At 49.3% G+C, this 22,324-nt stretch carries 25 protein-coding genes; 9 read left to right on the top strand and 16 right to left on the bottom strand.

Annotated elements, in window-relative coordinates; all coding sequences use genetic code 11:
• Positions 1 to 7: 7 nt before the first annotated feature.
• From PAEVO_RS04015 to leuC, 5 genes are all read right to left on the bottom strand, one after another.
• On the bottom strand, positions 8 to 1,387 hold the full coding sequence (locus tag PAEVO_RS04015; RefSeq protein WP_100536373.1) for an N-acetylmuramoyl-L-alanine amidase family protein: 1,380 nt from the start codon (positions 1,385 to 1,387) through the stop codon (positions 8 to 10).
• A gap of 201 nt (positions 1,388 to 1,588) precedes the next feature.
• The gene (locus PAEVO_RS04010; RefSeq protein ID WP_100536372.1) at positions 1,589 to 2,275 is read right to left on the bottom strand and encodes a GerMN domain-containing protein; all 687 of its coding nucleotides are present in this window, start codon (positions 2,273 to 2,275) and stop codon (positions 1,589 to 1,591) included.
• A 40-nt stretch (positions 2,276 to 2,315) separates the two neighbouring features.
• Entirely contained in the window at positions 2,316 to 3,752 is a 1,437-nt protein-coding gene (locus PAEVO_RS04005) for an N-acetylmuramoyl-L-alanine amidase family protein (RefSeq protein ID WP_100539315.1), read from the bottom strand.
• Positions 3,753 to 3,987: 235 nt separating this feature from the next.
• On the bottom strand, positions 3,988 to 4,590 hold the full coding sequence (leuD, locus tag PAEVO_RS04000) for a 3-isopropylmalate dehydratase small subunit (RefSeq protein ID WP_100536371.1): 603 nt from the start codon (positions 4,588 to 4,590) through the stop codon (positions 3,988 to 3,990).
• Between the two features lie 20 nt (positions 4,591 to 4,610).
• The gene (gene leuC, locus PAEVO_RS03995; protein WP_164817497.1) at positions 4,611 to 6,035 is read right to left on the bottom strand and encodes a 3-isopropylmalate dehydratase large subunit; all 1,425 of its coding nucleotides are present in this window, start codon (positions 6,033 to 6,035) and stop codon (positions 4,611 to 4,613) included.
• Positions 6,036 to 6,220: 185 nt separating this feature from the next.
• Here leuC and PAEVO_RS03990 point away from each other — a divergent pair, with 185 nt between their 5' ends.
• The gene (locus PAEVO_RS03990) at positions 6,221 to 7,150 is read left to right on the top strand and encodes a LysR family transcriptional regulator (protein ID WP_100536370.1); all 930 of its coding nucleotides are present in this window, start codon (positions 6,221 to 6,223) and stop codon (positions 7,148 to 7,150) included.
• A gap of 115 nt (positions 7,151 to 7,265) precedes the next feature.
• Here the strand turns inward: PAEVO_RS03990 and PAEVO_RS03985 are convergent, their stop codons facing one another.
• From PAEVO_RS03985 to PAEVO_RS34590, 3 genes are all read right to left on the bottom strand, one after another.
• The gene (locus PAEVO_RS03985) at positions 7,266 to 7,451 is read right to left on the bottom strand and encodes a hypothetical protein (protein WP_100539313.1); all 186 of its coding nucleotides are present in this window, start codon (positions 7,449 to 7,451) and stop codon (positions 7,266 to 7,268) included.
• Between the two features lie 94 nt (positions 7,452 to 7,545).
• Positions 7,546 to 8,358, bottom strand: a complete 813-nt coding sequence (locus tag PAEVO_RS03980) for a carbon-nitrogen family hydrolase (protein ID WP_100536369.1) — start codon at positions 8,356 to 8,358, stop codon at positions 7,546 to 7,548.
• A gap of 14 nt (positions 8,359 to 8,372) precedes the next feature.
• On the bottom strand, positions 8,373 to 8,498 hold the full coding sequence (locus PAEVO_RS34590) for a hypothetical protein (protein ID WP_279300440.1): 126 nt from the start codon (positions 8,496 to 8,498) through the stop codon (positions 8,373 to 8,375).
• A gap of 113 nt (positions 8,499 to 8,611) precedes the next feature.
• Here PAEVO_RS34590 and PAEVO_RS03975 point away from each other — a divergent pair, with 113 nt between their 5' ends.
• The 8 genes from PAEVO_RS03975 (at position 8,612) to PAEVO_RS03940 (ending at position 16,432) form a co-directional block, all read left to right on the top strand.
• Positions 8,612 to 9,802, top strand: a complete 1,191-nt coding sequence (locus tag PAEVO_RS03975) for a pyridoxal phosphate-dependent aminotransferase (RefSeq protein WP_100536368.1) — start codon at positions 8,612 to 8,614, stop codon at positions 9,800 to 9,802.
• 369 nt (positions 9,803 to 10,171) lie between these two features.
• A complete protein-coding gene (proB, locus tag PAEVO_RS03970) occupies positions 10,172 to 11,275 on the top strand; it encodes a glutamate 5-kinase (protein WP_207797447.1) in 1,104 nt (367 codons plus the stop codon).
• Positions 11,276 to 11,334: 59 nt separating this feature from the next.
• Positions 11,335 to 12,582 (top strand): glutamate-5-semialdehyde dehydrogenase, encoded by a 1,248-nt coding sequence (locus PAEVO_RS03965; RefSeq protein WP_100536367.1) that lies wholly within the window; start codon positions 11,335 to 11,337, stop codon positions 12,580 to 12,582.
• A 36-nt stretch (positions 12,583 to 12,618) separates the two neighbouring features.
• On the top strand, positions 12,619 to 13,488 hold the full coding sequence (gene proC, locus PAEVO_RS03960; protein ID WP_100536366.1) for a pyrroline-5-carboxylate reductase: 870 nt from the start codon (positions 12,619 to 12,621) through the stop codon (positions 13,486 to 13,488).
• On the top strand, positions 13,485 to 14,699 hold the full coding sequence (locus PAEVO_RS03955; protein ID WP_100536365.1) for a 2,3-diketo-5-methylthiopentyl-1-phosphate enolase: 1,215 nt from the start codon (positions 13,485 to 13,487) through the stop codon (positions 14,697 to 14,699). Before proC ends, PAEVO_RS03955 begins: the two co-directional genes overlap by 4 nt.
• Positions 14,696 to 15,376: a 2-hydroxy-3-keto-5-methylthiopentenyl-1-phosphate phosphatase gene (locus PAEVO_RS03950; RefSeq protein WP_100536364.1), complete on the top strand. Its 681-nt coding sequence runs from the start codon at positions 14,696 to 14,698 to the stop codon at positions 15,374 to 15,376. Before PAEVO_RS03955 ends, PAEVO_RS03950 begins: the two co-directional genes overlap by 4 nt.
• Entirely contained in the window at positions 15,377 to 16,033 is a 657-nt protein-coding gene (locus tag PAEVO_RS03945) for a methylthioribulose 1-phosphate dehydratase (protein WP_100536363.1), read from the top strand.
• A 105-nt stretch (positions 16,034 to 16,138) separates the two neighbouring features.
• Positions 16,139 to 16,432 carry an SdpI family protein gene (locus PAEVO_RS03940; RefSeq protein WP_100536362.1) on the top strand — a complete coding sequence of 98 codons (294 nt, stop codon included), beginning with the start codon at positions 16,139 to 16,141 and terminating at the stop codon, positions 16,430 to 16,432.
• A 40-nt stretch (positions 16,433 to 16,472) separates the two neighbouring features.
• On the opposite strand, the gene PAEVO_RS33660 is transcribed toward PAEVO_RS03940, so the two are convergent.
• The 8 genes from PAEVO_RS33660 to PAEVO_RS03905 form a co-directional block, all read right to left on the bottom strand.
• Positions 16,473 to 16,613 (bottom strand): hypothetical protein, encoded by a 141-nt coding sequence (locus PAEVO_RS33660; protein WP_164817498.1) that lies wholly within the window; start codon positions 16,611 to 16,613, stop codon positions 16,473 to 16,475.
• 105 nt (positions 16,614 to 16,718) lie between these two features.
• Positions 16,719 to 17,420: a hypothetical protein gene (locus tag PAEVO_RS03935; protein ID WP_133120296.1), complete on the bottom strand. Its 702-nt coding sequence runs from the start codon at positions 17,418 to 17,420 to the stop codon at positions 16,719 to 16,721.
• Positions 17,401 to 18,516 carry a hypothetical protein gene (locus PAEVO_RS03930; RefSeq protein WP_100536360.1) on the bottom strand — a complete coding sequence of 372 codons (1,116 nt, stop codon included), beginning with the start codon at positions 18,514 to 18,516 and terminating at the stop codon, positions 17,401 to 17,403. Before PAEVO_RS03930 ends, PAEVO_RS03935 begins: the two co-directional genes overlap by 20 nt.
• Positions 18,517 to 18,539: 23 nt before the next feature.
• A complete protein-coding gene (locus PAEVO_RS03925) occupies positions 18,540 to 18,998 on the bottom strand; it encodes a hypothetical protein (RefSeq protein WP_100536359.1) in 459 nt (152 codons plus the stop codon).
• Positions 18,995 to 19,648, bottom strand: coding sequence for an RNA polymerase sigma factor (locus PAEVO_RS03920; protein ID WP_481856483.1), 654 nt, complete (start codon positions 19,646 to 19,648; stop codon positions 18,995 to 18,997). The genes PAEVO_RS03925 and PAEVO_RS03920 overlap by 4 nt, the downstream gene beginning before the upstream one ends.
• Positions 19,649 to 19,719: 71 nt before the next feature.
• Complete coding sequence (locus PAEVO_RS03915) at positions 19,720 to 20,559, bottom strand: CPBP family intramembrane glutamic endopeptidase (RefSeq protein ID WP_243390619.1); 840 nt, start codon at positions 20,557 to 20,559, stop codon at positions 19,720 to 19,722.
• Positions 20,560 to 20,607: 48 nt separating this feature from the next.
• Complete coding sequence (locus PAEVO_RS03910) at positions 20,608 to 21,642, bottom strand: phosphotransferase enzyme family protein (RefSeq protein WP_100536358.1); 1,035 nt, start codon at positions 21,640 to 21,642, stop codon at positions 20,608 to 20,610.
• A 143-nt stretch (positions 21,643 to 21,785) separates the two neighbouring features.
• The gene (locus tag PAEVO_RS03905) at positions 21,786 to 22,055 is read right to left on the bottom strand and encodes a CD3324 family protein (protein WP_100536357.1); all 270 of its coding nucleotides are present in this window, start codon (positions 22,053 to 22,055) and stop codon (positions 21,786 to 21,788) included.
• Positions 22,056 to 22,324: the final 269 nt, after the last annotated feature.

Below are 22,324 nucleotides of genomic sequence, written 5' to 3'. Positions count from 1 at the left end.
TCGTATCTTAATCAACCTTTAAATAATTTTTGATGCCTCTGACAATAGCCTCGGCTACTCGATCCTGTGTTGCCGGATCAAACAGCTTGCTCTCATCGGTCTTGTTACTCAGGAACCCGACTTCCAGCAGGGCGCCAGGCATTTTCGTCTCGCGAATGACATGGAAATTGCCATATCTCACTCCGCGGTCCTTTAAACCCATGGCCTTAACGATCTCTTTATGGAGTGCATTCGCCAAGGCTTTGTCAGATTCATTGTAGTAATACGTTTCGGTTCCGCTTGCAGTGGAAGGGCCGCTATTAGCATGTATCGATATGAAAACATCAGCCTTCAGATCATTCGCAATCTTCGCGCGATCCTTCAGCTCGAGGAAAGTATCGTTACTGCGAGTCAAAACGACTTCGATATTTTGTTCTTTGGCCAACAGTTTCTCAACTTTCAGCGCCATTGCGAGGTTGAAATCTTTCTCCCTCTTCTTCGTTACACCAATTGCTCCAGGGTCGTGATCTCCATGACCCGCATCAATGACCACGAGTTTCTTTCCGCCTGTACCAGGTGTCGGGTTAGAACCCGTATTCAAATCCACAATGAACAAGCCCGATCCGTTCTCAAGGCCTGAAATGGTGTAATTCTTGGCGTAGTTGAGATCAATGACAATTCGCACGGTCATTGGGTTGCTGTTGTAAAGGGAGTAACGGACGGCTTTGACATCCGGGTAACCCGTTACCGCCATCTGACCGCTTTTCGTCACGTCATCAAAGCTGGCATTGCTGCTGAATGTATCCGAGAAATTCGTGTTCACCATATCAATGACGATACGGTCCGGACTGCTAAGTTTGGATACATTCGGCTTCGTATTGCCCGTAACGGCTACCATCAGCCTGTTTTCACTGAAACTGATACCGTCCACGGTCGACGTAGCTACGCCAGGTTCTTCACCAGGGTTATTCCCCTCGTAAGACGAGGTCAGATAGACTGCCTTCTGCGCGTTATCCCATCTTACTTGAAGGCCCATCTGCTCACTTACAAAACGGATGGGAACCAGTGTTGTTCCGCCACGAAGAACAGGTGCTTTGGTCATTTGAACGCGCTGACCGTTGATGTCAGCTTGCTGACTTCCAATCACCATTGTTACAGTCTGCGAGCCGTCTTGGACAGTTACCGTCTTGGTTGCCTTGTTCCAGTACACGTCAAATCCCAAATTCTCGGAAATGACACGGATCGGAACCATGACTGTACCGTTATTATTCTCGACCTTCACGCCAGATGACAGATTGATTTGTTGGCCATCCAGGTAAATCTTTGCGCTGTACGAACTCGCATCCGCCATTTTAGGAAACGCAATCATGATGACAACCAGAAACATTAAAAAACCGAACTTCTTCATCCTTCACCCCTACCATCCTATTATTTTGCCATAGATTGGCGTTTCTGCACTCGGCCTGTCCGACATTACCTGACAACCTATAGACGCAAAGTCACAATGAAAGTTGCGAAAATGTTCCCTTTTTACCAAAAAAACACCTATTTCAAAAACCGAAATAGGTGTTTGGTCCTTCATATGAAATTCAACATTGGTTCTTTTGCTCTATTTTCGAGTCATAGGATGCTCAAGCTCAACATGTCCCATTAAACTTTCGATCTGATTACCGTCTACTAGCAATTCCAGAGACTGCACTTCATCGAACTGGAAGAAGGTTTTCTGTAACGCATCAATCGCAAACATCTCCCCTCCAGCTCCAAGGTTGGCTTCGGCTGGTTTAGTGATATCCAGCGTCAGAGCTCCTTTATCAAACTTGAGAGACTTCAGCGTAATCTTATCCGACCATAGTGGACTTAGTTCGGCATCACTGCTTGTTTGAAGTCCTTCAAAAGCTTTTTTATATTTATCCTCTTCACCCGAGTATGTAATCTCTTTGCTTGCCTCTTTCAGATCCATGATTTCGGGGTCCGTATAATAGAGTTTAATATTAGCCTTCTTCGCTTGGTCCTCCGTAGCATTCACATCCTTTGTATCCACAGGAGTTCCAGCACTTTCACCGGTTGTGTTCTGCGGTGGTGTACTTGCTCCCTCGCCTGCGTTTACTGGTGTTGCGTCATCTTGCTTATGATCATCAGCCGCCGTTTCTTCCGGATGATCCTGAGGCGTTTGCACTTCTCCTGTTGCGGTCTCCGGATTTGTCTCGGCAGGGGCTGCAGTCGGCTTCTGTCCACAGCCGGCACTAAATGCAAGCAGAAGCGCCAGCAATCCTGTCATCCAATATTTTTTGTTCATGACTTTCGTCCCCCTCTAAGTTCATCAAATCTTGTACACGTTATTGTACTTTAAGATATTCTTTAATACCCGCTACAATACCTTGTGCAACACGATTTTGGAAATCGTCTTCAAACAACTGGGCTTCGTCACCCTGGTTGCTCAAAAAACCAATCTCGAGCAGGACAGCCGGCATCGTCGTTTCTCTCGTAACATGAAGGCTGCTATATTTAACTCCCCGATCCATGAGTTCAGTTGCCTTGACGAGATGTTTATGTATTACATTCGCCAAAGGTTTGCTGGCATCTCTCGTGTAGTAAGTCTCTGTACCGTGCGGACTACTGGAAGTGCTGCTGTTTCCGTGAATCGATACAAAAATATCAGCCTTTAAAGAGTTGGCAACTTTCACGCGATTACTTAGACCCAGTGTTGAATCATCGCTCCGCGTCATAACAACGTTGATATTCTTTTCTATTCTCAGCAAGGCTTCCACTTTTAATGCAATATCAAGATTAAGAACCTTCTCTTGGTTGCCGTTAGCGCTGATCGCACCCGGCTGGCTGCCGCCGTGACCGGCGTCAATAACAACCGTCTTCTTGCCATTGCCGGTAACTGGCGGTACCGGCGGAACGAGGATTTCGCCCTCTGCGTTCAGATCCACGATGATGATGCCCGATTCCTGGGTCACCGCATAATTCTTAGGTCCGGTCAAATCCAATACGATACGCACGGTTGGCGGGTTGTCGCTGAACACGGCATATCTAATATTCGTAACGTCAGAGTAATCCGTAACTTCCATATTGCCGCCGTTTTGAGCATTCAGGACATGTCCGCTTAGAAACGAAGCAGAGTACACGGTGTCCGGAAGATCGATAACAATCCGATCAGGCCCCGTCATGCTGAACACTTTCGGCGTCACGGCGCCTTCCGTTGCAATCATAAGACGGTTATCGCTAAAGCTAAGCCCCGTCAACGAAGTCTTGTTTCCAGATTCCGCAGGCGGAGGCGTTTGATTGCCTGGATTGGTTCCGGCACCTGGATCAATCTCGACTTCGGTGGCAGGCGGAGCCGTGCTGGAGAGGAACACAGCCTTCGATTGGTTGTCCCATTTCACGTCAAGACCCATCTGTTCGCTAACAAAACGGAGCGGCACAAGCGTGGTCGGTCCATTCAAGACAGGCGCCAAATTCAGATCTACCTGGGCCCCGTTCAATTCTGCCTGCTGGCTGCCGACCACCATGCGGACCGTCTTCTCGCTATTTTCAACCGTTACGGTTTGGCTGGCCTTCTCCCAGCCTACCTTGAAACCGAGATTCTCGGATACTACGCGGATCGGAATCATCACGTTGCCTTTCATGTTGGCTACCTGGACGCCAGAAGACAAATTCAATGGTTCCCCGTCAAGAAAAATGCTCGCACTTGAAGAACTGGCTTCACCACTTTTCGGAAACGCCAGCAAGAAGACTATCAACATCATTACAAACCCTAACTTCTTCATGAATCCACCTCGATCATCCCATGATTGAATTTGAAAAGCAAATCTAGCAAAAACTAAAAATATGTAAATCAGCACATTCCCGACTACATGCTGCCGGACAAATACTGACATAAAACAAGGGTCCCTCTTGGCTGCCGCTGCATATTAATTCCATAATACCAAAAAAAACTTCCATTTCCTACACAGGAAATGGAAGTTTAATAATCTTGTAACCTTTTGCTGCGTAATTGCGAGATTAAGCGAACAGACGCTCCCCATGCTTCTTCTCGTAAGCATCGATCGCACTTTCATGCTGCAGCGTCAAACCGATGTCATCCAGTCCTTGAAGCAGGAATTGACGACGGTGCTCGTCAAGATCAAAGTCAATACGGAGTCCTTGATCATCTGTAATCGTTTTGCTCTCCAGATCGACGTTCAGCTTATAGCCTTCTTGGGCTTCCGTCCGCTGGAACAACTCTTCCACCTGCTCCTCCGACAATTTGATCGGCAGAATCCCGTTCTTAAAGCAGTTATTGTAGAAAATATCAGCGAACGATGGAGCGATGACCACCCGGAATCCGTAGTCGAGAATCGCCCAAGGCGCATGCTCACGGGAAGAACCGCAGCCAAAGTTGGCACGGGAAATCAGGATGGTTGAGCCCTGGTATCGGGGCTGATTCAGCGAGAAGCTGTCGATATTGCCGCCCTCTTCATCAAACCGCCATTCGTAAAACAGAAACTGTCCAAAACCTGTACGTTCAATCCGTTTCAAGAACTGCTTCGGAATTATTGCGTCCGTATCTACATTCACCCGGTCCACAGGTGCGACGATACCGTGTAATTTCGTAAATGCTTGCATAAACTTCTCCTCCGTCCTTCTTAGCTCACAACTTCTTCGGCTGCAAAGTTCCAGTCACGTACATCCACGAAGCGTCCTTTTACCGCAGCTGCCGCTGCCATTGCCGGCGATACGAGGTGCGTTCTGCCGCCGCGGCCTTGGCGTCCTTCGAAGTTACGGTTGGACGTGGATGCGCAGCGCTGTCCCGGCTTCAATACATCCGGGTTCATCGCGAGACACATACTGCAGCCTGCTTCACGCCATTCGAAACCCGCTTCAACAAAAATTTTGTCGAGCCCCTCTTGTTCAGCCTGAATCTTCACTCGGCCCGATCCGGGAACAACGATAGCTGTTACATTGCTTGACACTTTATGTCCCTTCGCTACAGCAGCCGCTGCACGCAAATCTTCAATGCGTCCATTCGTGCAAGAACCGATAAAGACATAATCGATCGGAATCTCGGATATTGGAGTCCCTGGCACAAGCGCCATATACTCCAGGGCTTTCTCCGCTGCCTTGCGCTCATTCTCCGTCTTAAAATCCGCAGGGTTAGGAACCGTCGAGGAAATGTCAGTACCCATTCCCGGGCTCGTTCCCCAGGTTACTTGTGGGATCAGAGATTCTACATCGAACTCAACCACCACGTCGAACTCGGCGCCTTCGTCTGTCACAAGCTCTTTCCAAGCTGCTACTGCAGCATCAAAAGCTTCGCCCTGCGGAACATATTGACGTCCGCGCAAGTATTCAAACGTTGTTTCATCCGGAGCGATCATGCCCGCTCTGGCTCCGCCTTCGATGGACATGTTGCACACGGTCATGCGCTCTTCCATCGACAGCTCGCGGATCGCTTCACCCGTATACTCAATAACATAGCCTGTTGCAAAATCAGTTCCGTATTTCGCGATGACGCCGAGGATCATGTCCTTAGCCGTTACGCCCGGATTGCGGCGGCCGACAAATCGCACTTCCATGGTCTTCGCTTTCGCCTGCTGCAAACATTGGGTAGCCAGTACATGCTCAACCTCGCTCGTGCCGATACCAAACGCAAGCGCGCCGAACGCACCGTGAGTGGATGTATGGCTGTCGCCGCACACAATCGTTTTGCCTGGATGTGTTAAGCCCAGTTCCGGCCCCATGACGTGCACAACGCCTTGATCAATCGTATCGAGATCATACAAGGTAACGCCAAAATCCTGACAGTTCTTGGTCAGGGTATCGATTTGCTGCTTCGAAATCGGATCCGTAATGTTAAAACGGTCTTTCGTTGGAACATTGTGATCCATCGTTGCGAAGGTCAGTTCAGGACGGCGTACTTTACGGCCGCTGAGACGCAAACCCTCAAATGCTTGCGGGGAAGTTACCTCGTGAACCAAATGCAGGTCGATGTACAAAATACCCGGTTTGCCTTCTTCTTGATGAATAACGTGGTTATCCCAAATTTTCTCGAACATTGTCTTCTTACTCATCATCATCACCCCATTGTTCTTTACGTCCATGAGAAGATAATTGCTTGTTATCTTCTTTACATATAAGGAAGATCTACAACGCATCATCTTTACGTTGATAGTAATATATCATTTCCTTCTTCATTGTTCCAAGATATAATATCTATAGATGTAATAGGATTCAGCTATAACGGAGTGATGCCTAAATGGAACTGAGACAACTGCAATATACGCTGCAAATCGCGGCGGATAAAAATTTTTCGCGTGCCGCGGAGAAGCTTCATATCGCCCAGCCTTCCTTGAGCCAGCAGCTCTCCAAGCTGGAGAAAGAGCTCGGCGTGCTGCTGTTCCAGCGGAATACGAGCAACGTTGAGCTTACCCATGCCGGGGCCAGCTTTGTCGAGCATGCCCAGAAGATCATGGACGCCGTCGAGCAGCTGAAGCAGGAGATGTCGGACATCTCCCAGCTACGGAAGGGTAAAGTCGTAGTCGGCAGCATGCCGATTACGGGTTCTCACCTGCTGCCACGGGTTTTGCCTGCCTTTAAAAAGGGATATCCGGATATTGAGATCACCCTGTTGGAAGACTCCTCCATGAACCTGGAGAAGCTGACGGCCAGCGGCAAGGCCGATCTCAGCCTCCTAGCGCTGCCGCTGTCCGAGCCGTCACTGTCCTGGATTCCGATCGGTGAGGAAATGATCGATTTGGCCGTTCCTCCGCAGCACCCGCTTGCGTTGCGGGCAGCCTCTGATCCCGTCCGGCCCATCACGATCGACGAAATTCGGAACGAAGCGTTTGTTGTCCTCAAAAAAGGACAGGGCTTCCGGAAGCTTACTTTTGACATATGTCGGGAGGCCGGCTTTGAACCGAACGTTGTATTCGAGAGCAACAATATCGAAACGCTCCAATCTCTGGTCGCTACCGGAATGGGCATAACGCTGGTGCCTCGTTTTATCGCCCGTGCAAAACGCAGCGAGTTTATACCGGTCTACTTGCCGCTTGCTGATCCGGTTCCGAGCCGCACACTGGTTGTGGCTTTCCGCAACGGCCGGTATTTGTCCAAAGCCGCGGATGCGTTCATCGATACTTTTAAGCAGGTCATGGACAAGCTGGTAGTGGAGAGCGTTCAGGACTAGTGCGTGCTGCCCCATAAATAAAAAAGAAGCTCAGCTAAGGTCAATTTGACAAGACCAAGCTGAGCTTCTTTTCAACCTGAAGTTATAACACACCCATTTCATCATAATCGGAGGTTTATTTGCGCAAATTATGCTGGTCAATCAATCGGTTCTGTTCATCCGCAGTACGGGACTGATCCTGAATCGATTCATTCTTCCCGTTGCCACCTCCGGCAACATTCTCAACAAAGTTGCGGAACTGTTGTTTTTGTACTTCTTCCTGCTCATGGTTTTGGCTGTCGAATTGGTTGTTCTCTGCCATCATTCCAAGCCTCCTCTCTGACGGATTACCCATAGTATACCCGCCACTGACCAGATGAAACTTCATTTTTCAGAGGAGTTTAACCATAAACGATTTATTGAAAATACAAATTCGGACGACGGTCTTCAAAAACCGGAATACGTCCTCTGACTTCATCCGTAAGATCACAATCCAGCGTACCTGTCAGGATCATTTCCTGCTCATCCCCTTCGGCAATGACCTCCCCCCACGGATCGATGATCATGGAGTGGCCGAAAAAGTCCGTATCTCCGCTAGTTCCTACACGATTACACGCAATGACATACATTTGGTTCTCGATCGCTCTGGCCATGAGCAGCGTTCTCCAATGATGCCGCCGCGGATGCGGCCACTCCGCGGGCACAAACAGCACTTGAGCGCCGCTGAGCGCGAGGGTGCGGGACAATTCTGGGAACCGTATATCATAACAGATCGACGCGCCCGCTTTCAATTGTTCCAGCTCGAAGGTTACGGTATGCTGTCCGGCTTGCAGAAACTTCTCTTCATCCATCAGGCGGAACAGGTGAATTTTGGAATATTTGGCGATCTGCTCCCCGCTCCGGTTAAACACATACATGCTGTTATAAATCCGATCTTCGATTCGTTCGGCTACAGATCCGCCAACGACTTGGATGCGGTGTTTTCGCGCAAATTCGCTCAGCATCCGAGAGGTTTCCTGTCCCATGGGATCGGCAAGCTCTTGAATCCGGTCAAGCGCATACCCCGTATTCCACATTTCCGGCAGTACGATGACGTCCGGCTTCATATCAGCCGCTGCGGCCTGCTCCATCATACCGAGCATTTTATTCATATTGGCATTCACGTTTCCTATTTCAATATCGGCTTGGATAAGTGCGATATTCAATTGAGCCTTTGCTTCACCAGTCATCTTGCAGCCTCCTGTTATTGGGTTGAATTCAGCATCAGCGCCGCTGTGATCATGAAATCCATGTTCGGGCTCTTATTCAGGAATTCATCCATTCTCTTGATGTCATCATCATAGCCTCCTCCGCCCTGCTGCTGCAACACCCAAGCACCATTTCCCTCTATACACCCCTGATAAATCGTGTTAAATTAATCCTAATTGTTTTCAAAATCAGCTGCATTCGAGTGTAATTAGATAACGGAGTGATGAAACTGCAATGAACAAATTAAACGAATTCCAAATAGAGCCGGCCGAGATGATGTCCCAGCTGCCCACACAATTTTTCGCGACCTTGGTCTCCAAGGTAAACCGCCAAGTGGCACAGGGGCATGATGTGATCAATCTCGGGCAAGGAAATCCCGATCAGCCCACGCCGCCTCATATCGTATCCAGCTTGAAGGAAGCGGCCGACAATCCGCAGTTTCACAAATATTCGCCTTTTACCGGCTTTTCCTTTCTTAAAGAAGCCATTGCGCATCGATATAAGGAAGACTACAACGTTGATCTGGATCCGGAGACGGAGGTAGCCATTCTGTTTGGAGGAAAAACAGGGCTCGTACAGCTGCCGCAAGTGCTTCTGAACCCGGGTGATGTATGTCTTGTCCCGGACCCCGGTTATCCGGATTACTGGTCAGGTGTTGCACTGGCCCGTGCCCAAATGAAGTTCATGCCGTTAACCGCAGCTAACCGGTTTCTTCCCGACTATGGTGCGATCACACCTGCAGACAGAGAAAAAGCGAAGCTGATGTTCTTGAATTACCCGAATAATCCGACATCCGCCGTCGCTCCCCTGTCCTTCTACGAGGATACGGTGGCATTCGCCGCCGAACACGGGATTGTGGTGGCCAGTGATTTTGCTTATGGAGCGATCGGATTTGACGGAGACCGTCCGGTCAGCTTTTTGCAGGCAGAAGGAGCCAAAGAGGTTGGCGTAGAATTCTACACCCTCTCCAAAACCTACAATATGGCCGGATGGCGCGTTGGTTTTGCCTTGGGGAACCAAAAAATCATCTCGATGATCAATATGCTGCAGGACCATATCTACGTCAGCCTGTTCGGCGGCATTCAGGCTGCAGCGGCCACAGCGCTCACTTCGCCGCAAGACTGCGTTGAGGAGCTGGTGGCACGCTACCAATCGAGAAGGGACGCCTTCTATGGCGCCCTGTCCGAAATCGGCTGGCAAGCCCAGAAACCTGCAGGCTCCTTCTTTAGCTGGCTGCCCGTACCGAAGGGCTTTACCTCGGTATCCTTTGCCGACCTGCTGCTTGAGGAGGCCAAGGTAGCGGTTGCTCCTGGTATCGGCTTTGGCGATCACGGCGAAGGATATGTCCGCGTCGGCCTGTTAAGCAGCGAAGAACGAATGCGGGAAGCCGCCTACCGAATCGGCAAGCTGAACCTGTTCGGTTAATCTAATTCCTTTTGAAAAAACAAAAACGATGTGCTATTCTTGCAGTAACAATTGAATGCCATTTTCAAAAACGCAAAGACGGGACCAGTACGAAAGCATATGGCACGATGACCAGAGAGCAAATTCCATGGGCTGAAAGAATTTGCCGTGACCCCCTTTCAGAATCCTACCCCCGAGCGGCCTGGCTTGCCAGGACAGTGCCTTCTGTTACAGGGCTAAAGCCGGATGAGCTGCGCTCATCAACAAAGGTGGTACCGCGGAAGTCAAACTTTCGTCCTTTTTCATACAGGACGAAAGTTTTTTTGTTTTCTGAGAAAAGGATTCATTACAGCTATACCTACTAATCATAAATACAAGGAAGTGATCACGATGCTATCACGCATCGTCGTAAAAATCGGAAGCAGCTCCCTTACGACAGATGAAGGCGGACTTAATCTTGATTCCGTCGCCTTCTTTGCCGGAGAACTTGCCGCGCTCCGCAAGGCCGGTCATGAGGTTTTGCTCGTGACATCCGGCGCTGTCGCAGCAGGCTTTCGGGAGATCGGCTACGAGACGAGACCCAAATTACTGCATGAAAAGCAAGCATCCGCCGCACTGGGGCAGGCGCTGCTGATGCGTGCTTACCAGAATGCGCTGGCCTCCCATCAATTGAAGGCTGCGCAAATTCTGTTGACAAGAACGGACTTTGCGAATCGCAAACGCATGAACAATGCCAACATGACGATTACAGAGCTTCTGAAGCAAGGCGTTATTCCGATTATTAATGAGAACGATACCGTTTCGATTGACGAACTGAAATTTGGTGATAACGATACGTTATCCGCGCTGGTCGCCAATTTGGTCCGCGCCCAGCAACTAATCATCCTGACCGATACGGATGGTTTGTACACGGCAGATCCACGCAAGTCGCCGGATGCAACAAAATATGAGGAAATTGATGAAATTACCGATGAGATTTACAGCATGGCAGGAGGCGATGGCTCCAGCGTAGGTACAGGCGGCATGCGATCAAAAATCGACGCTGCCAAAATCGCCACCCGCGGCGGTGTCCCCGTCTTCATCGGCAAAGCCAACGAGACCGGGGATTTGCTTCAGGCGCTTAAGCATGCAGGCAAAGGAACATATTTTGCTACCCACCTATCCTCCCTGCCTATGAAAAAACAATGGCTCGGCTTTATGTCCTCGCCGCTAGGCCGGATCGTTGTCGATCCGGGCGCCGAGAAAGCGCTGATTCACGGAGGCCACAGCCTCCTTCCCGTTGGCATAAAACGAATCGAAGGCAGCTTCCATGCAGGGGACGTGGTGGAGGTCGTTAATATGAACAACGAACGGCTTGGCAGAGGCATCGTCAATTACGATGAGGACCAGCTGCAGGCCGTGCTCGGTTTGCCGAGCAGTCAAGTCATCGGCATCATCGGAGAAATCCATCGGCTCGAGGTTATTCACCGCGATGAATGGATCACATTAAAATAATCCGGATTGCCATAAACCAATAAGGGATTTCCTGATAACTCAAACAAGGAGGAATTATCATGAGTGAGGTACGCAATAAAGCCCAGCTCGCCAAACAGGCTGCATTTCGTCTTGGGAGACTGAGCACGGAGGAGAAAAACCAGGCTTTGCTGATCATGGCAGACGCCCTGATCCAACGGACGGCAGATATTATGGAAGCGAACGCTGAGGATCTTCGCCGCGGGAAGGAACTCGGCACCTCAGCCTCCCTGCTGGACCGGCTGGCACTGAATGAGGCCAGAATCGAGGGCATTGCCGAAGGATTGCGCCAAATCGTTAAGCTGCCGGATCCGATCGGCGACACCTTGGAAACGATCGACCGCCCCAACGGGCTGAACATCGTCAAGAAACGCGTTCCTCTTGGCGTGATCGGCATCATTTATGAAGCTCGTCCCAACGTGACCGTTGATGCAGCCGGGCTGTGCTTGAAGACAGGCAACGCGGTGGTACTGCGCGGCGGTTCATCCGCCCTCTCCTCCAACCGCAAAATCATCGAGGTGCTTCACGAAGCTATGGAACGCACCGCACTGCCTAAGGATGCGCTGCAGCTTATCGAGGACCCGAACCGTTCCTCCGTGGATGAAATGCTGAAGCTCAACGGACTGTTGGATGTCATCATCCCGCGCGGCGGCAGCTCGCTGATCCAGAACGTCGTGATGAACGCCACGGTACCTGTGATCGAAACCGGAGCCGGAATATGCCATACCTATCTGGATGCATCGGCAGCGCCGGACATGGCGGTTGCCATCAGCCTCAATGCCAAGGTGCAGCGCCCTTCGGTCTGCAATTCCATGGAGACCCTGCTCGTCCATGCTGATTATGCCAAATCGCATCTGGCTGCGCTGGCCGAAGCATTCCGTGAGCGCAATGTTGAACTGCGCGGATGCCAGCGTACCCTGGATTACGTTCCATGGGCTGTAAAAGCTACGTCTGAGGATTACGCGACTGAGTATAACGACTATATTTTGAACCTTAAAATCGTGGATCACCTGGATGAGGCCATTGAGCATATTTCGATTTATGGCACAAAGCATTCGGAATGTATCGTTACCGAAAATAAGGATCATGCAGAGCGCTTCTTGCAGGAAGTAGACGCGGCGGCTGTCTATCATAATGCTTCGACCCGCTTCACCGACGGCTTTGAATTTGGCTTCGGCGCCGAAATCGGGATCAGCACCCAGAAGCTGCATGCCCGGGGACCTATGGGGTTACCCGCGCTTACTTCCTCCAAATATGTTATTATCGGTAGTGGTCAAATACGCGAATAAATCATTCATCTAAAGCCCATGAAGGAGGAAATAACGATGTGCCAATCCCCGCAGAACCGACCTTTAATAGATAAAGCAATCACCTTCTACGGCGCCGGCTCGATGGCCGAAGCGATCGTACGAGGATTAGTGAGCCGTTCTGTCGTGCTTCCGGAGAATATTACGATGCTCAACCGAAGCAACGTTCAGCGCCTTCAGGAACTGAGTGAGCGGTACGGTGTCCAGATCAATAACGACGAAGCCGCTAAAATCGAAATTCTGAAAACTTCGCCGGTGATCGTGCTTGCCATGAAACCGAAGGATGCTGCTAAAGTATTGAAAGAACTGGGTCCGAAGCTCTCAAGCGACCAATTGATTATCTCCGTGATCGCCGGATTATCGATTTATACGACACAGACGCTGCTTGGAACCCATCAACCCATTGCACGCACGATGCCGAATACATCCGCCTCCATCGGACTGGGTTCCACAGGAATCGCTTTCTCGAAGGAAATCAGCGAAGAACAGCGCCGGCTGGTCATGACCTTGTTCGAAGCTGTTGGCAATGTAACCGTCATTGAAGAAGAGAAGATGGATATCCTGACCGGCATCTCCGGCAGTGGCCCCGCTTACTTCTATTACATGATGGAAGCCATGACTGCCGCAGGGATCCGCGGCGGCCTGACGCCGGAGCAAAGCCGCGAGTTGACGCTCCAAACCATTCTGGGCGCGGCCCGGATGGTGCAGCAGACCGGAGAACAGCCTTCATCGCTTCGCGCGAAGATTACATCGCCGAACGGTTCCACGCAAGCGGCCCTCGAAACGCTAGACAAAGGCGATTTCTTCGAAACCGTCATTGCCGCCGTAAACCGCTGCGCTGAGCGCTCCAAAGAAATGGGCGCCATGCTGAAGGAGCAGATCTCATGAGCCGCTGTATTGCAACGTACCGAATTTATGACGACCAGGCGGATTTTCGTAAGAAAGCGACTTCCATTGCCGTTGGCATGACGGTCGGCAGCTGGACCGAGCTGCCGCAAGCCAAGCGTGAAGCGATGCAGAAACATCTCGGCGAAGTCGTTGACATTCAGGTTCACGAGGGCTGGGAGCCCGGCAGTCGTTATGCGGATGTCAGCATTGCTTATCCGGACATTAATTTCAGCCGGGATATTCCCGCTCTGCTGGTGACGGTGTTCGGCAAGATTTCCATGGACGGACGCATCAAGCTGACTTCCCTGGATTTGTCTCCCGACTTCCTGAGTGCATTTCCAGGACCGAAATATGGCATCGACGGAGTCCGCAATCTTCTCGGCGTCCATGATCGTCCGCTGCTGATGAGCATATTCAAATCGGTTATCGGCCTGAATGCGGACGAGCTTAGAGCCCAATTTATCCGTCAGGCGCTGGGTGGCGTAGATCTCATCAAAGATGATGAAATCCTGTTCGAGAATGACCTCACCCCGATTGAAAAACGGGTAAGCATGTGCATCCAGGCTGCTGCCGATGTGGAACAACAAACAGGTAAAAAGCTGCTCTATGCCGCTAATCTAACCGGACGGACGTCGCAGCTGCGTGAGCAAGCGCTGCGTGCGATTGATGCCGGCGCCAACGCCCTGCTCTTTAATGTGCTGTCCTACGGGTATGACGTTTTGCATGAGCTAAGCAGCGATCCGGATATCACCGTTCCTATCGCGGCTCACCCTGCACTTGCCGGCGCCATTTATCCTTCTCCATACTATGGGATAACGGCTCCGGTGCTGCTCGGCCAGCTGATGCGGATCGCCGGTGCGGATCTGGTGCTCTTCCCTTCGCCTTACGGATCTGTAACGATGCCGAGAGAAGAGAATCTGGCCATTCGCGACGAACTGCATAGCGCTAAACTTGGTGTGAAACGAAGCATGCCGGTACCGTCCGCAGGAATTCATCCGGGACTCGTTCCCCGCATCATCCGGGACTTTGGCACCGATGTGGTCGTTAACGCAGGCGGCGGGATCCACGGTCATCCGATGGGTACCGAAGCGGGCGGCAAAGCCTTTGTGCAAGCGATTGAGGCGACGATGAAATCCGTTCCGCTCGCACACTTTGCCGAAGAGCACGAAGAGTTGAAAGCCGCACTGGACATCTGGGGAGGAGAAGTATGACATCTGGAGTAAAACAACCGATCATTTTTTGTGATTTCGACGGAACCATCACGAACAACGATAATATTGTCGCCATCATGAAGCACTTCAAACCGGAAGGCTTCGAGTCGATCATGCAGGATACGCTTGACCGCACCATTTCCATACGGGAGGGCGTTGGCCGCATGTTTGCCCTCTTCCCTTCCTCGATGCGAGAAGAGATTACCGATTTTGTTCTTAACCATGCAGGAATCCGTGAAGGCTTCCGTGCATTCCTTGACTATTTAAAATCGGAACGGATTGAGTTTTATGTCACAAGCGGCGGTATCGATTTCTTTGTCGATCCCCTGCTGAAACCCTTCGGCATTCCGGCAGACCATATCTTCTGCAACGGTTCGAATTTTGAAGGAGATCACATCGAGATTACTTGGCCTCATCCTTGCAAGGAATCCTGCCATAACGACTGCGGTATGTGCAAGGTCACGGTGATGGACCGTTTTCCGGCCGATCAATATTACCGAATTCTGATCGGTGACAGCCTTACCGATTTCGAAGGCGCCAAGCAAGCCGACCTGGTTTATTCCCGTTCTTCGCTCACCGAGCAGTGCAAGAAGCTTGGCGTGTTTCATGTACCCTTCGAGACATTTACCGATATCCAGAACGATATGAAAGACAAGTTTAAACAGGAGGTGCTGTAAGTGGCATTTTCAGATATCCGGCTTGAACAGAAACAGGCTGCCCTGCAGGATCTTAGAGGGATCAAGGAACTGTTCGCTTCTAGAAACTGGTTCCCTGGCACCAGCGGCAATCTATCTGTCCGTGTTGGCGAGTTCAACCCGGAGCAGTTTTATTTTGCGGTGACAGCCAGTGGAAAAGATAAGTCGGTACATACGCCCGAAGATTATCTTTTTGTGGATCAGAACGGCTTACCTTGTGAAGCAACCGGCTTAAAGCCTAGTGCGGAAACCTTGATTCACTGCGAAATTTATCGCAAAACCGGCTGCGGCGCCATTTTCCATGTGCACACCATCGATAACAATCTGATCAGCGACTGGTATGGTGAACAAGGCTATGTCCCTGCCCAAGGAATCGAGCTGATCAAAGCCTTTAACATTTGGGAAGAGGACGCGGCGATTCGCATTCCGATCCTGCCGAACTATGCGGACATCCCGCGGATTGCGGAACTCGTTCCGGATGCGCTCGATCCGGCGGTACCCGGCATTTTGCTGCGCAACCACGGCATCTATGCGTGGGGCAAGAATGCTTTCGAAGCGAAGAAACATCTGGAGGCTTTTGAATTTATATTCGAATACTCTTACCGTCGTCTACTCCTGAATGCAGCCGGATCCAAGTAAAGTAAAGCCATATTTGCATGTACAGGGCTTAAACAGCCGGATGCACCTACATCCAACGTTTTCGGGGTGCATCCGGCGTTATATTTCCGTTAGGAGTGTATAGGGATGCTCGAAAGTTTAGCCATTGGCATCGTGTTTATTTTGTATGGTTTGGTCCTCTTTTTGATTCCGCCTAAAAGTTCCAAGAGCATTTATGCTTATAAAACGACGTCATCTCTCAAAAATGAACGGAACTTTAAAGCTGCGAATGCCTATGTCAGTTTGCTGCTGATGATCTTCGGGGTCGTCCTGCTGCTTATCGCCAGGCTTACCGGCCATTTCATGACAACCGGTATTGCGACCGTGATCGTCTTTATCCTGATTTATATTCTCGTTGAACGAAAACTAAAAAACCTGTAAAACGATTCCGATCGTTTACAGGTTTTTTTCTTTATATAAATTATAGCCGATTCTGCTCATGCTCCGTCAAAGAGATCGAAGGCGCCGGTACCTGATCCGGTGACGAATAGGCATTGAAGATAAACAAACAAGTCACAACAAATAGTGCGATATACAACAGGTAATACAGATTCTTGGCCACGATATCTCCCTCCATATCTCGTTCATATCATTTCATTGATTAGATCGCGATCCTCTTAATCCAATGGATGTTATTAACACCCATATGTACGACAGACAGCCTAGCCTAACTGCTGCGATCTCTAATGATCACTTTGACTGCAGAAGGCACGGACAGCGTCACATCAAGTTGTGAGAACGATCCTCGAAAAGCATAGCGCGGGGGATCATTCAGCTGGACATATAGAATGTTTCCCGACTGTTTAACCTGAATCATCGACGGCAGCTCGGTCGTACTCCACATTTTGATGTCTTCCATACGCAGGCTGCCGAAGATCAGCATTTCATCCGAGCTGGAAGCATCCTGATGGATATTGTGGTTGTAACTGCCCTGGACAATGACTTTTTTAACCCCGTCCGGGATCGTTATTTTCTGATCCGGTAACGGAATCGTTTGCTGCACGGACATCGTCTCACGGCGAATCTGATCCAGTAAACCTGTCGCGTTCAGCGCTCCCATGCCGATACAGCAGAAGGTCAGAAAACCGATGAGAAGAATGCTGAAAAGATCATACTTGACCGAACCGCCTCTCCGAAAAATCAGTGTATAGCACACAATCTCGGCGCCTAACAGAACCCATACGATCGGCCACCATCTTGCGGCGGAGCTGTACACCTCTGCGCCTTTCCAGGCGGAGGACAAGACAAGCAAACCGAGCACGAGCAAGGATAGTCCCATGGAGAGTGTACCCACTCTCCATGGCCGTGCAGACTTCGATGGAGGGCTTCCCAGACCATGAATGGACATCTCATTCGTTGTCGGTATCATAATATGAACGCTCTCCCCTTAATGTATCCTTTTTCGAGCCGGTCATCAGCTTGATTCCTCCTCCGATGAGAAGAACGGCGATAATCGCGGTTTTCAAATAGGAACGAATGCGGTAATCCAGCTGTAAATGAGGGAAATGCGTATCAATATAAGGCATCACAACACTGGTGAATACGAAATAAATACCGAGTACGATCAGTCCAAGCCCGAGCCAGCGCTGCTGATTCCCAAGTCCCGAGATGATCGGTCGATCGCGCAGCGGCTCCCTGCCGTAACGGCTTACTTGCTGCAGGCCGTCAAAGAATGCATAGAACCAGATCAGCGGAATCAAGAACAGGAACAGCGACAGCTTGAGTACATCCAACACATAAATGCTGCCAAGAAATAGGACCATGAGCTGTAGTCCGCGTTTTTGCAATCCCAAATACATTTGACCCGCTCCAGGAAACGCCGATAACAAGGTAGCAAACACTTTACTTCGGCGTCCGCTCTCCCTTCCGCTCTCTAACTCATCAAACAGCGTGCGATCGATAAGTAATTCCCCAGCTTGCTTGCGGTTAACCAGCTGAACCACATCAAACATGCAGTAAAGCCAAATGATAGGCAGCATGCCCAGAAACAGCAGGAATACCGATTCGTGAGTCAAGCCCGTTAAGAACAGCAGAATCGTCCCCAGCCCGAAGAATGCGATCAGGAATGACAACCCCCGCTGCATCAATCCCAGTTGAAAATGACCCAAACCGGGAATGAAGGACAGCAGTATGGTATAAAAGCGTTCAGACTCATCACTCTTTTCCTGGCGAATCTCCATCGGCCGTCCATACTCATCGTGGATAATCATTACAGGCGTATATCGGATCAAAGCAACTAGCAGGTCGAGCATGCTGATCCCCCAGATCATGAAGGCTCCGAGAATTCCCAGCCCAAAGACCGCATCGGAATGGGACATAATCCCGAGCACAAATCCGCCGAAGAGGCTTCCGAAGAACAAGAGCGGATATAGCAGGGCGCGTCCCTTTCTCCCCCAATAATAATGGCCGAGGCCGGGAAGGATATTTAATATAAAGGCAAACCCTTTACTTTTTTGCGGTTGCACTAGGCATCTTCCTTTCATTTTTCTTATCTGGATAATAGCTGGTCAAGCCAGCCCGTTGTTTTTTCCACCCATTGTTCACTGTAAGAAGGTGTTTCGGATAATGGAGCATCACCGTTCATTTCTCCAGGAAGAAGTCGGTCAAATGCCCCGGTGAAGAGGAACAGCATGGTAATGGAGGCGGCAATGGTGTAATGAACGATCGCGCGTTCGTACCATCGCTTCGGACGTTCCAGAATCCGCAGCGGTGCTTTATGGGTGTATGGCTTAATTTGTTCGTGTTCTACCACCTGCTGCGTAAATGTTTCCGGGTCTGACAAGCCAGGGAGTTCGGAATCAAGCTTCGCCAGTACCTGCATATATAACTCCAGCACGGTGTCATCCGATAACATGAGCTCTTCATAAGAAGATCGTTCTTCTGGCGAGCCTTCTCCTCTAACATATCGTTCTGTCCGCATTGTAAGCTCGTTGCCCTTAACGTTCATTTCCATTCCTCCTCCTTCCACGATTTCCGAATCCATTGTCTGGCCCGGTATAATTTCGATTCAACCGTCTTGACCGTGACATCCAGCTCGGCTGCGATTTGCTCGTAATTTTTCTCTTCCAAATAAAAAGCCGTTATAATGGCGCGGTGGTTGTCCGGCAATTGTTTGATTTTCTCGCGAAGTTCCTCTCTTCTCTCCTTATGTATGAGCAGAGAAACCACGTCCTCGTCCCGGGAAGGGAGTTTATCCAGCACTTCAGCATGTTCGCCGGGCAGCTGCTCCGGCGGTTTACGGGAAAGCTTCCTCTTCATATCAATCGCTTTATTTAGCGTGATGCGTGTAATCCAGGTTTTGAACCCTTCAGATCGGTACTGGGGGAGAGCTTTGTATACTTGAATAAACACTTCCTGCGACGCATCTTCCGCTTCCTTGGCATCCCGCAGGACCGAGTATGCCGTATGGAACACGTGCTGGCTGTAATGGCTCACCAGTTCCCGAAAGGCTTCCTGATCACCTTGCAGGATGCGCGTGATTAACGTTTCAGCATCAATAACTCTCCCCTCCTTCCCTAATACATAGACGTCAGCTTTAAAAGCTGCCCCTGCACTTTTTTCAAAAAGTTTTTTGAATAAATATAAAAACAAGACCAACACTGCTTGTCCATAGTCTGCCCATACCGGTCAAAACAAAAAAGAACGTCTATCGACGCCCTTTTAGGATGTTACAGGATCATGCCGCTAAGAACAAATAAAACATTCATCACAAAATGCATGACCATCACGGGAACCAAACCTTTCGAACGAATAGCCACGCCGCCCATCATGATACCAAAGATTGAAAACAGCAGACAAACCGGCCATGAAAAACCTAGGTGGTAATGGTATAAACCAAAGGTAGCTCCAGCGATGATGAGCCCTTTCAGCTCCCCAAATCTACCTACAAAATGACTAAGTATGTATCCCCGCCACAACAGCTCCTCAAGGACGGCATTGATCAGCGCGAAGGAAAGTGCATAACCGATAAGAACGAGAAATTGCGGCTGTCCCCAGTCCATAAAAAAAGAAAATATGCCACAAACGACAACCAGGAAAATAAGCATGAAACGCCAAATCGGATCCTTAATTGGTCCTTTGAATATCCATGGGAAATAGATCGTTTTCCCCCATGAACCTGTGGCGAGGTATAAAGGCTTTTCTTTCGTTAATGCGGCCGCGAGCGCAAACGGCAGTACAAATAGAATCAGGCTTAACCTCGATAGGATGATGGCCCAGGCATCATGCCCCGCGAATCCATTTTTGATGATTTCACCGAAAGCATGATAGAGCGTATAGCCTATCACCATGATAAGCGCGACTATGGCTGTGTCTCTGATTTGAATCGATATCTTGCGTAAGCTTCTTAGCTTGCACAAACGATATATCAACAGGATCAGCCCGATTCCCCACACCATGGATAAAAGGATTGAGGTCCATTGAACCCATACGATGGTAGCGATCATGATGATCAAGCAGGTGATAAATTCACCTGGGCGGTTCGTTACTTGCAAGCTTTTCTCTCCCATTCTGTAACGCGTATGATGATATCATGATACCCTTCTATCCTGACCGGATCAACTAGAGATTGGGACATCGTCTTTTTCTAACGGCTTCACCACAGTTAGCAGAAACGGGCGTCCGTGCAAATATTCACGGATATAGGCTAGTGCATAGATTTGCTCACTCTTCAGACTTTCTGTCTCTCTTGGATTAGAGGCATGGTGGCTATAATTCTCCATCATGATCATGATGAAAAAACACTCCAGAGACTGAATATAATCCGAGTCCAACTTCCGCACACTTTCATATCCTTGGAGCACTTTGAATCGCTGCTTCGGATCAAGTGACAACATAACCGCGGCCAGATCGTAAAGATAAAAACCGTAACCGCATCTACCGAAATCAATCGGATGTGGAATTCCCCCTTCAAATACAACATTCCCCAGATGTAAATCGGCATGAATGAGGCCATAGTTGCAATCATCAGCGTTCATATGCTCAAGCTGGGATAGAACCTTTTCAGCTGCGAGTTGATACAGTGACCATGAGACTTCCGATAAAAAAGTTCCTGCATATCGTTCCAGCTTGGCTAACGCTTCTCTATAACTGTTCATCCCCCATACGGGCCTCCGGAGATCAGAAGAACTTTCGAAGCCAAGTGCAACTTCATGCAATCTCGCAATCAAGGCACCTACCTGATAAGCCTGATCTTCTGTAAGTCTTTCATGGGCATGCACACCATCCACCCATCTCATCACGGTGACATGAGGTGATCTGAATCCATTGTCCGTAACGATTGTCAACAATCTTAAACCACTTGGTGTGGTTATACTTGTCGGCACTTTGATACCTGCGATAATAAGGGCATCCAGGAATTGAAGCTCCAGGTCTATTTCATTACTGCGCCGTCGATGCGAATGAATTCTCAACAAGTATGTTTCATCTAAGTTTGTCTTAACTTGATATGTAATCGTGTCCGAAATACCGATAAATTCAATCTCAACCCATCTCAGGTTATATTGCTGAAGTGCCGATATCGCAACCCTCTTGGCTCTTTCGAGCAGCGCACACCGTTGTACTTCTGTTTCAAATTGAAAAAAATCATTCATGAACTCACCTCTGCTCTATCATTTGACGTTCTTGAATGATTATAATTGCTCAGTATCTGTACTTCCTATATAACAATTGGTTTAAAATGACTTTTATCCATAAGAAAAAGCCACATCAGAATCAGGTCCAATGTGACTTTGCATTACTTGTTTTTGGTATACACGATTTTCTTGATGGAATCGCAGGATAAACAAAATTGAGAAGAAAGCTGATCAATACTTGCCCCCGACGCAAACAACTGCCGGATTTCCAGGTTTCTTTTTTTCAAATACACCCGGCTGCCCGAGTTTTCTCCCCATTTCTTGCGTAACCCTTCAGGTTTAGGGATGTACACCATCCCGCCCTGTACATATTTTTGCACTTCCTTCAACAATTCCTCTGGAAGTATAATATCCGCGTTTATATATTTCATGGTAGCTCTGCTCCTTAAAATTAAAATAAAGGTTTTAAGGATGCAAAGTCCATTAGATAAACGGCCTCTTTTATGCGAGGTAATCAGGCGGTAACTTTCTCATCGCTCCATGCAAACAACCGCCGTTGTTCATCATATAGACTTTGCATAGAGCTCATCGTCAATCTTCCCATCATGATCATGCCCCTCCCTTCAAAATAATGACATTCCGACTGGTTATGACCATTATAACCGATGTTACGCGAAAAATCGAAGTGCTCTGTCTCATC

The sequence above is a fragment of the Paenibacillus sp. GM2FR genome, assembly GCF_002803325.1.
In the GTDB taxonomy this organism is placed as follows: Bacteria; Bacillota; Bacilli; order Paenibacillales; family Paenibacillaceae; genus Paenibacillus_AQ; species Paenibacillus_AQ lautus.
Note: the sequence above shows the minus strand (reverse complement) of the source record. Positions and strands in the feature narration are given on the sequence as shown.

Coding starts and splice junctions, on each gene's coding strand:
- leuD (WP_100536371.1), bottom strand. CDS start 4,590: ATGCAAGCATTTACGAAATTACACGGTATCGTCGCACCTGTGGACCGG.
- PAEVO_RS03990 (WP_100536370.1), top strand. CDS start 6,221: ATGGAACTGAGACAACTGCAATATACGCTGCAAATCGCGGCGGATAAA.
- PAEVO_RS04010 (WP_100536372.1), bottom strand. CDS start 2,275: ATGAACAAAAAATATTGGATGACAGGATTGCTGGCGCTTCTGCTTGCA.
- PAEVO_RS03925 (WP_100536359.1), bottom strand. CDS start 18,998: ATGAACGTTAAGGGCAACGAGCTTACAATGCGGACAGAACGATATGTT.
- PAEVO_RS03955 (WP_100536365.1), top strand. CDS start 13,485: ATGAGCCGCTGTATTGCAACGTACCGAATTTATGACGACCAGGCGGAT.
- leuC (WP_164817497.1), bottom strand. CDS start 6,035: ATGAGTAAGAAGACAATGTTCGAGAAAATTTGGGATAACCACGTTATT.
- PAEVO_RS03935 (WP_133120296.1), bottom strand. CDS start 17,420: ATGATACCGACAACGAATGAGATGTCCATTCATGGTCTGGGAAGCCCT.
- proB (WP_207797447.1), top strand. CDS start 10,172: ATGCTATCACGCATCGTCGTAAAAATCGGAAGCAGCTCCCTTACGACA.
- PAEVO_RS04005 (WP_100539315.1), bottom strand. CDS start 3,752: ATGAAGAAGTTAGGGTTTGTAATGATGTTGATAGTCTTCTTGCTGGCG.
- PAEVO_RS03950 (WP_100536364.1), top strand. CDS start 14,696: ATGACATCTGGAGTAAAACAACCGATCATTTTTTGTGATTTCGACGGA.
- PAEVO_RS03975 (WP_100536368.1), top strand. CDS start 8,612: ATGAACAAATTAAACGAATTCCAAATAGAGCCGGCCGAGATGATGTCC.
- PAEVO_RS03985 (WP_100539313.1), bottom strand. CDS start 7,451: ATGGCAGAGAACAACCAATTCGACAGCCAAAACCATGAGCAGGAAGAA.
- PAEVO_RS03940 (WP_100536362.1), top strand. CDS start 16,139: ATGCTCGAAAGTTTAGCCATTGGCATCGTGTTTATTTTGTATGGTTTG.
- PAEVO_RS04015 (WP_100536373.1), bottom strand. CDS start 1,387: ATGAAGAAGTTCGGTTTTTTAATGTTTCTGGTTGTCATCATGATTGCG.
- PAEVO_RS03915 (WP_243390619.1), bottom strand. CDS start 20,559: ATGGGAGAGAAAAGCTTGCAAGTAACGAACCGCCCAGGTGAATTTATC.
- PAEVO_RS03905 (WP_100536357.1), bottom strand. CDS start 22,055: ATGAAATATATAAACGCGGATATTATACTTCCAGAGGAATTGTTGAAG.
- PAEVO_RS03910 (WP_100536358.1), bottom strand. CDS start 21,642: ATGAATGATTTTTTTCAATTTGAAACAGAAGTACAACGGTGTGCGCTG.
- PAEVO_RS03965 (WP_100536367.1), top strand. CDS start 11,335: ATGAGTGAGGTACGCAATAAAGCCCAGCTCGCCAAACAGGCTGCATTT.
- proC (WP_100536366.1), top strand. CDS start 12,619: ATGTGCCAATCCCCGCAGAACCGACCTTTAATAGATAAAGCAATCACC.
- PAEVO_RS03980 (WP_100536369.1), bottom strand. CDS start 8,358: ATGACTGGTGAAGCAAAGGCTCAATTGAATATCGCACTTATCCAAGCC.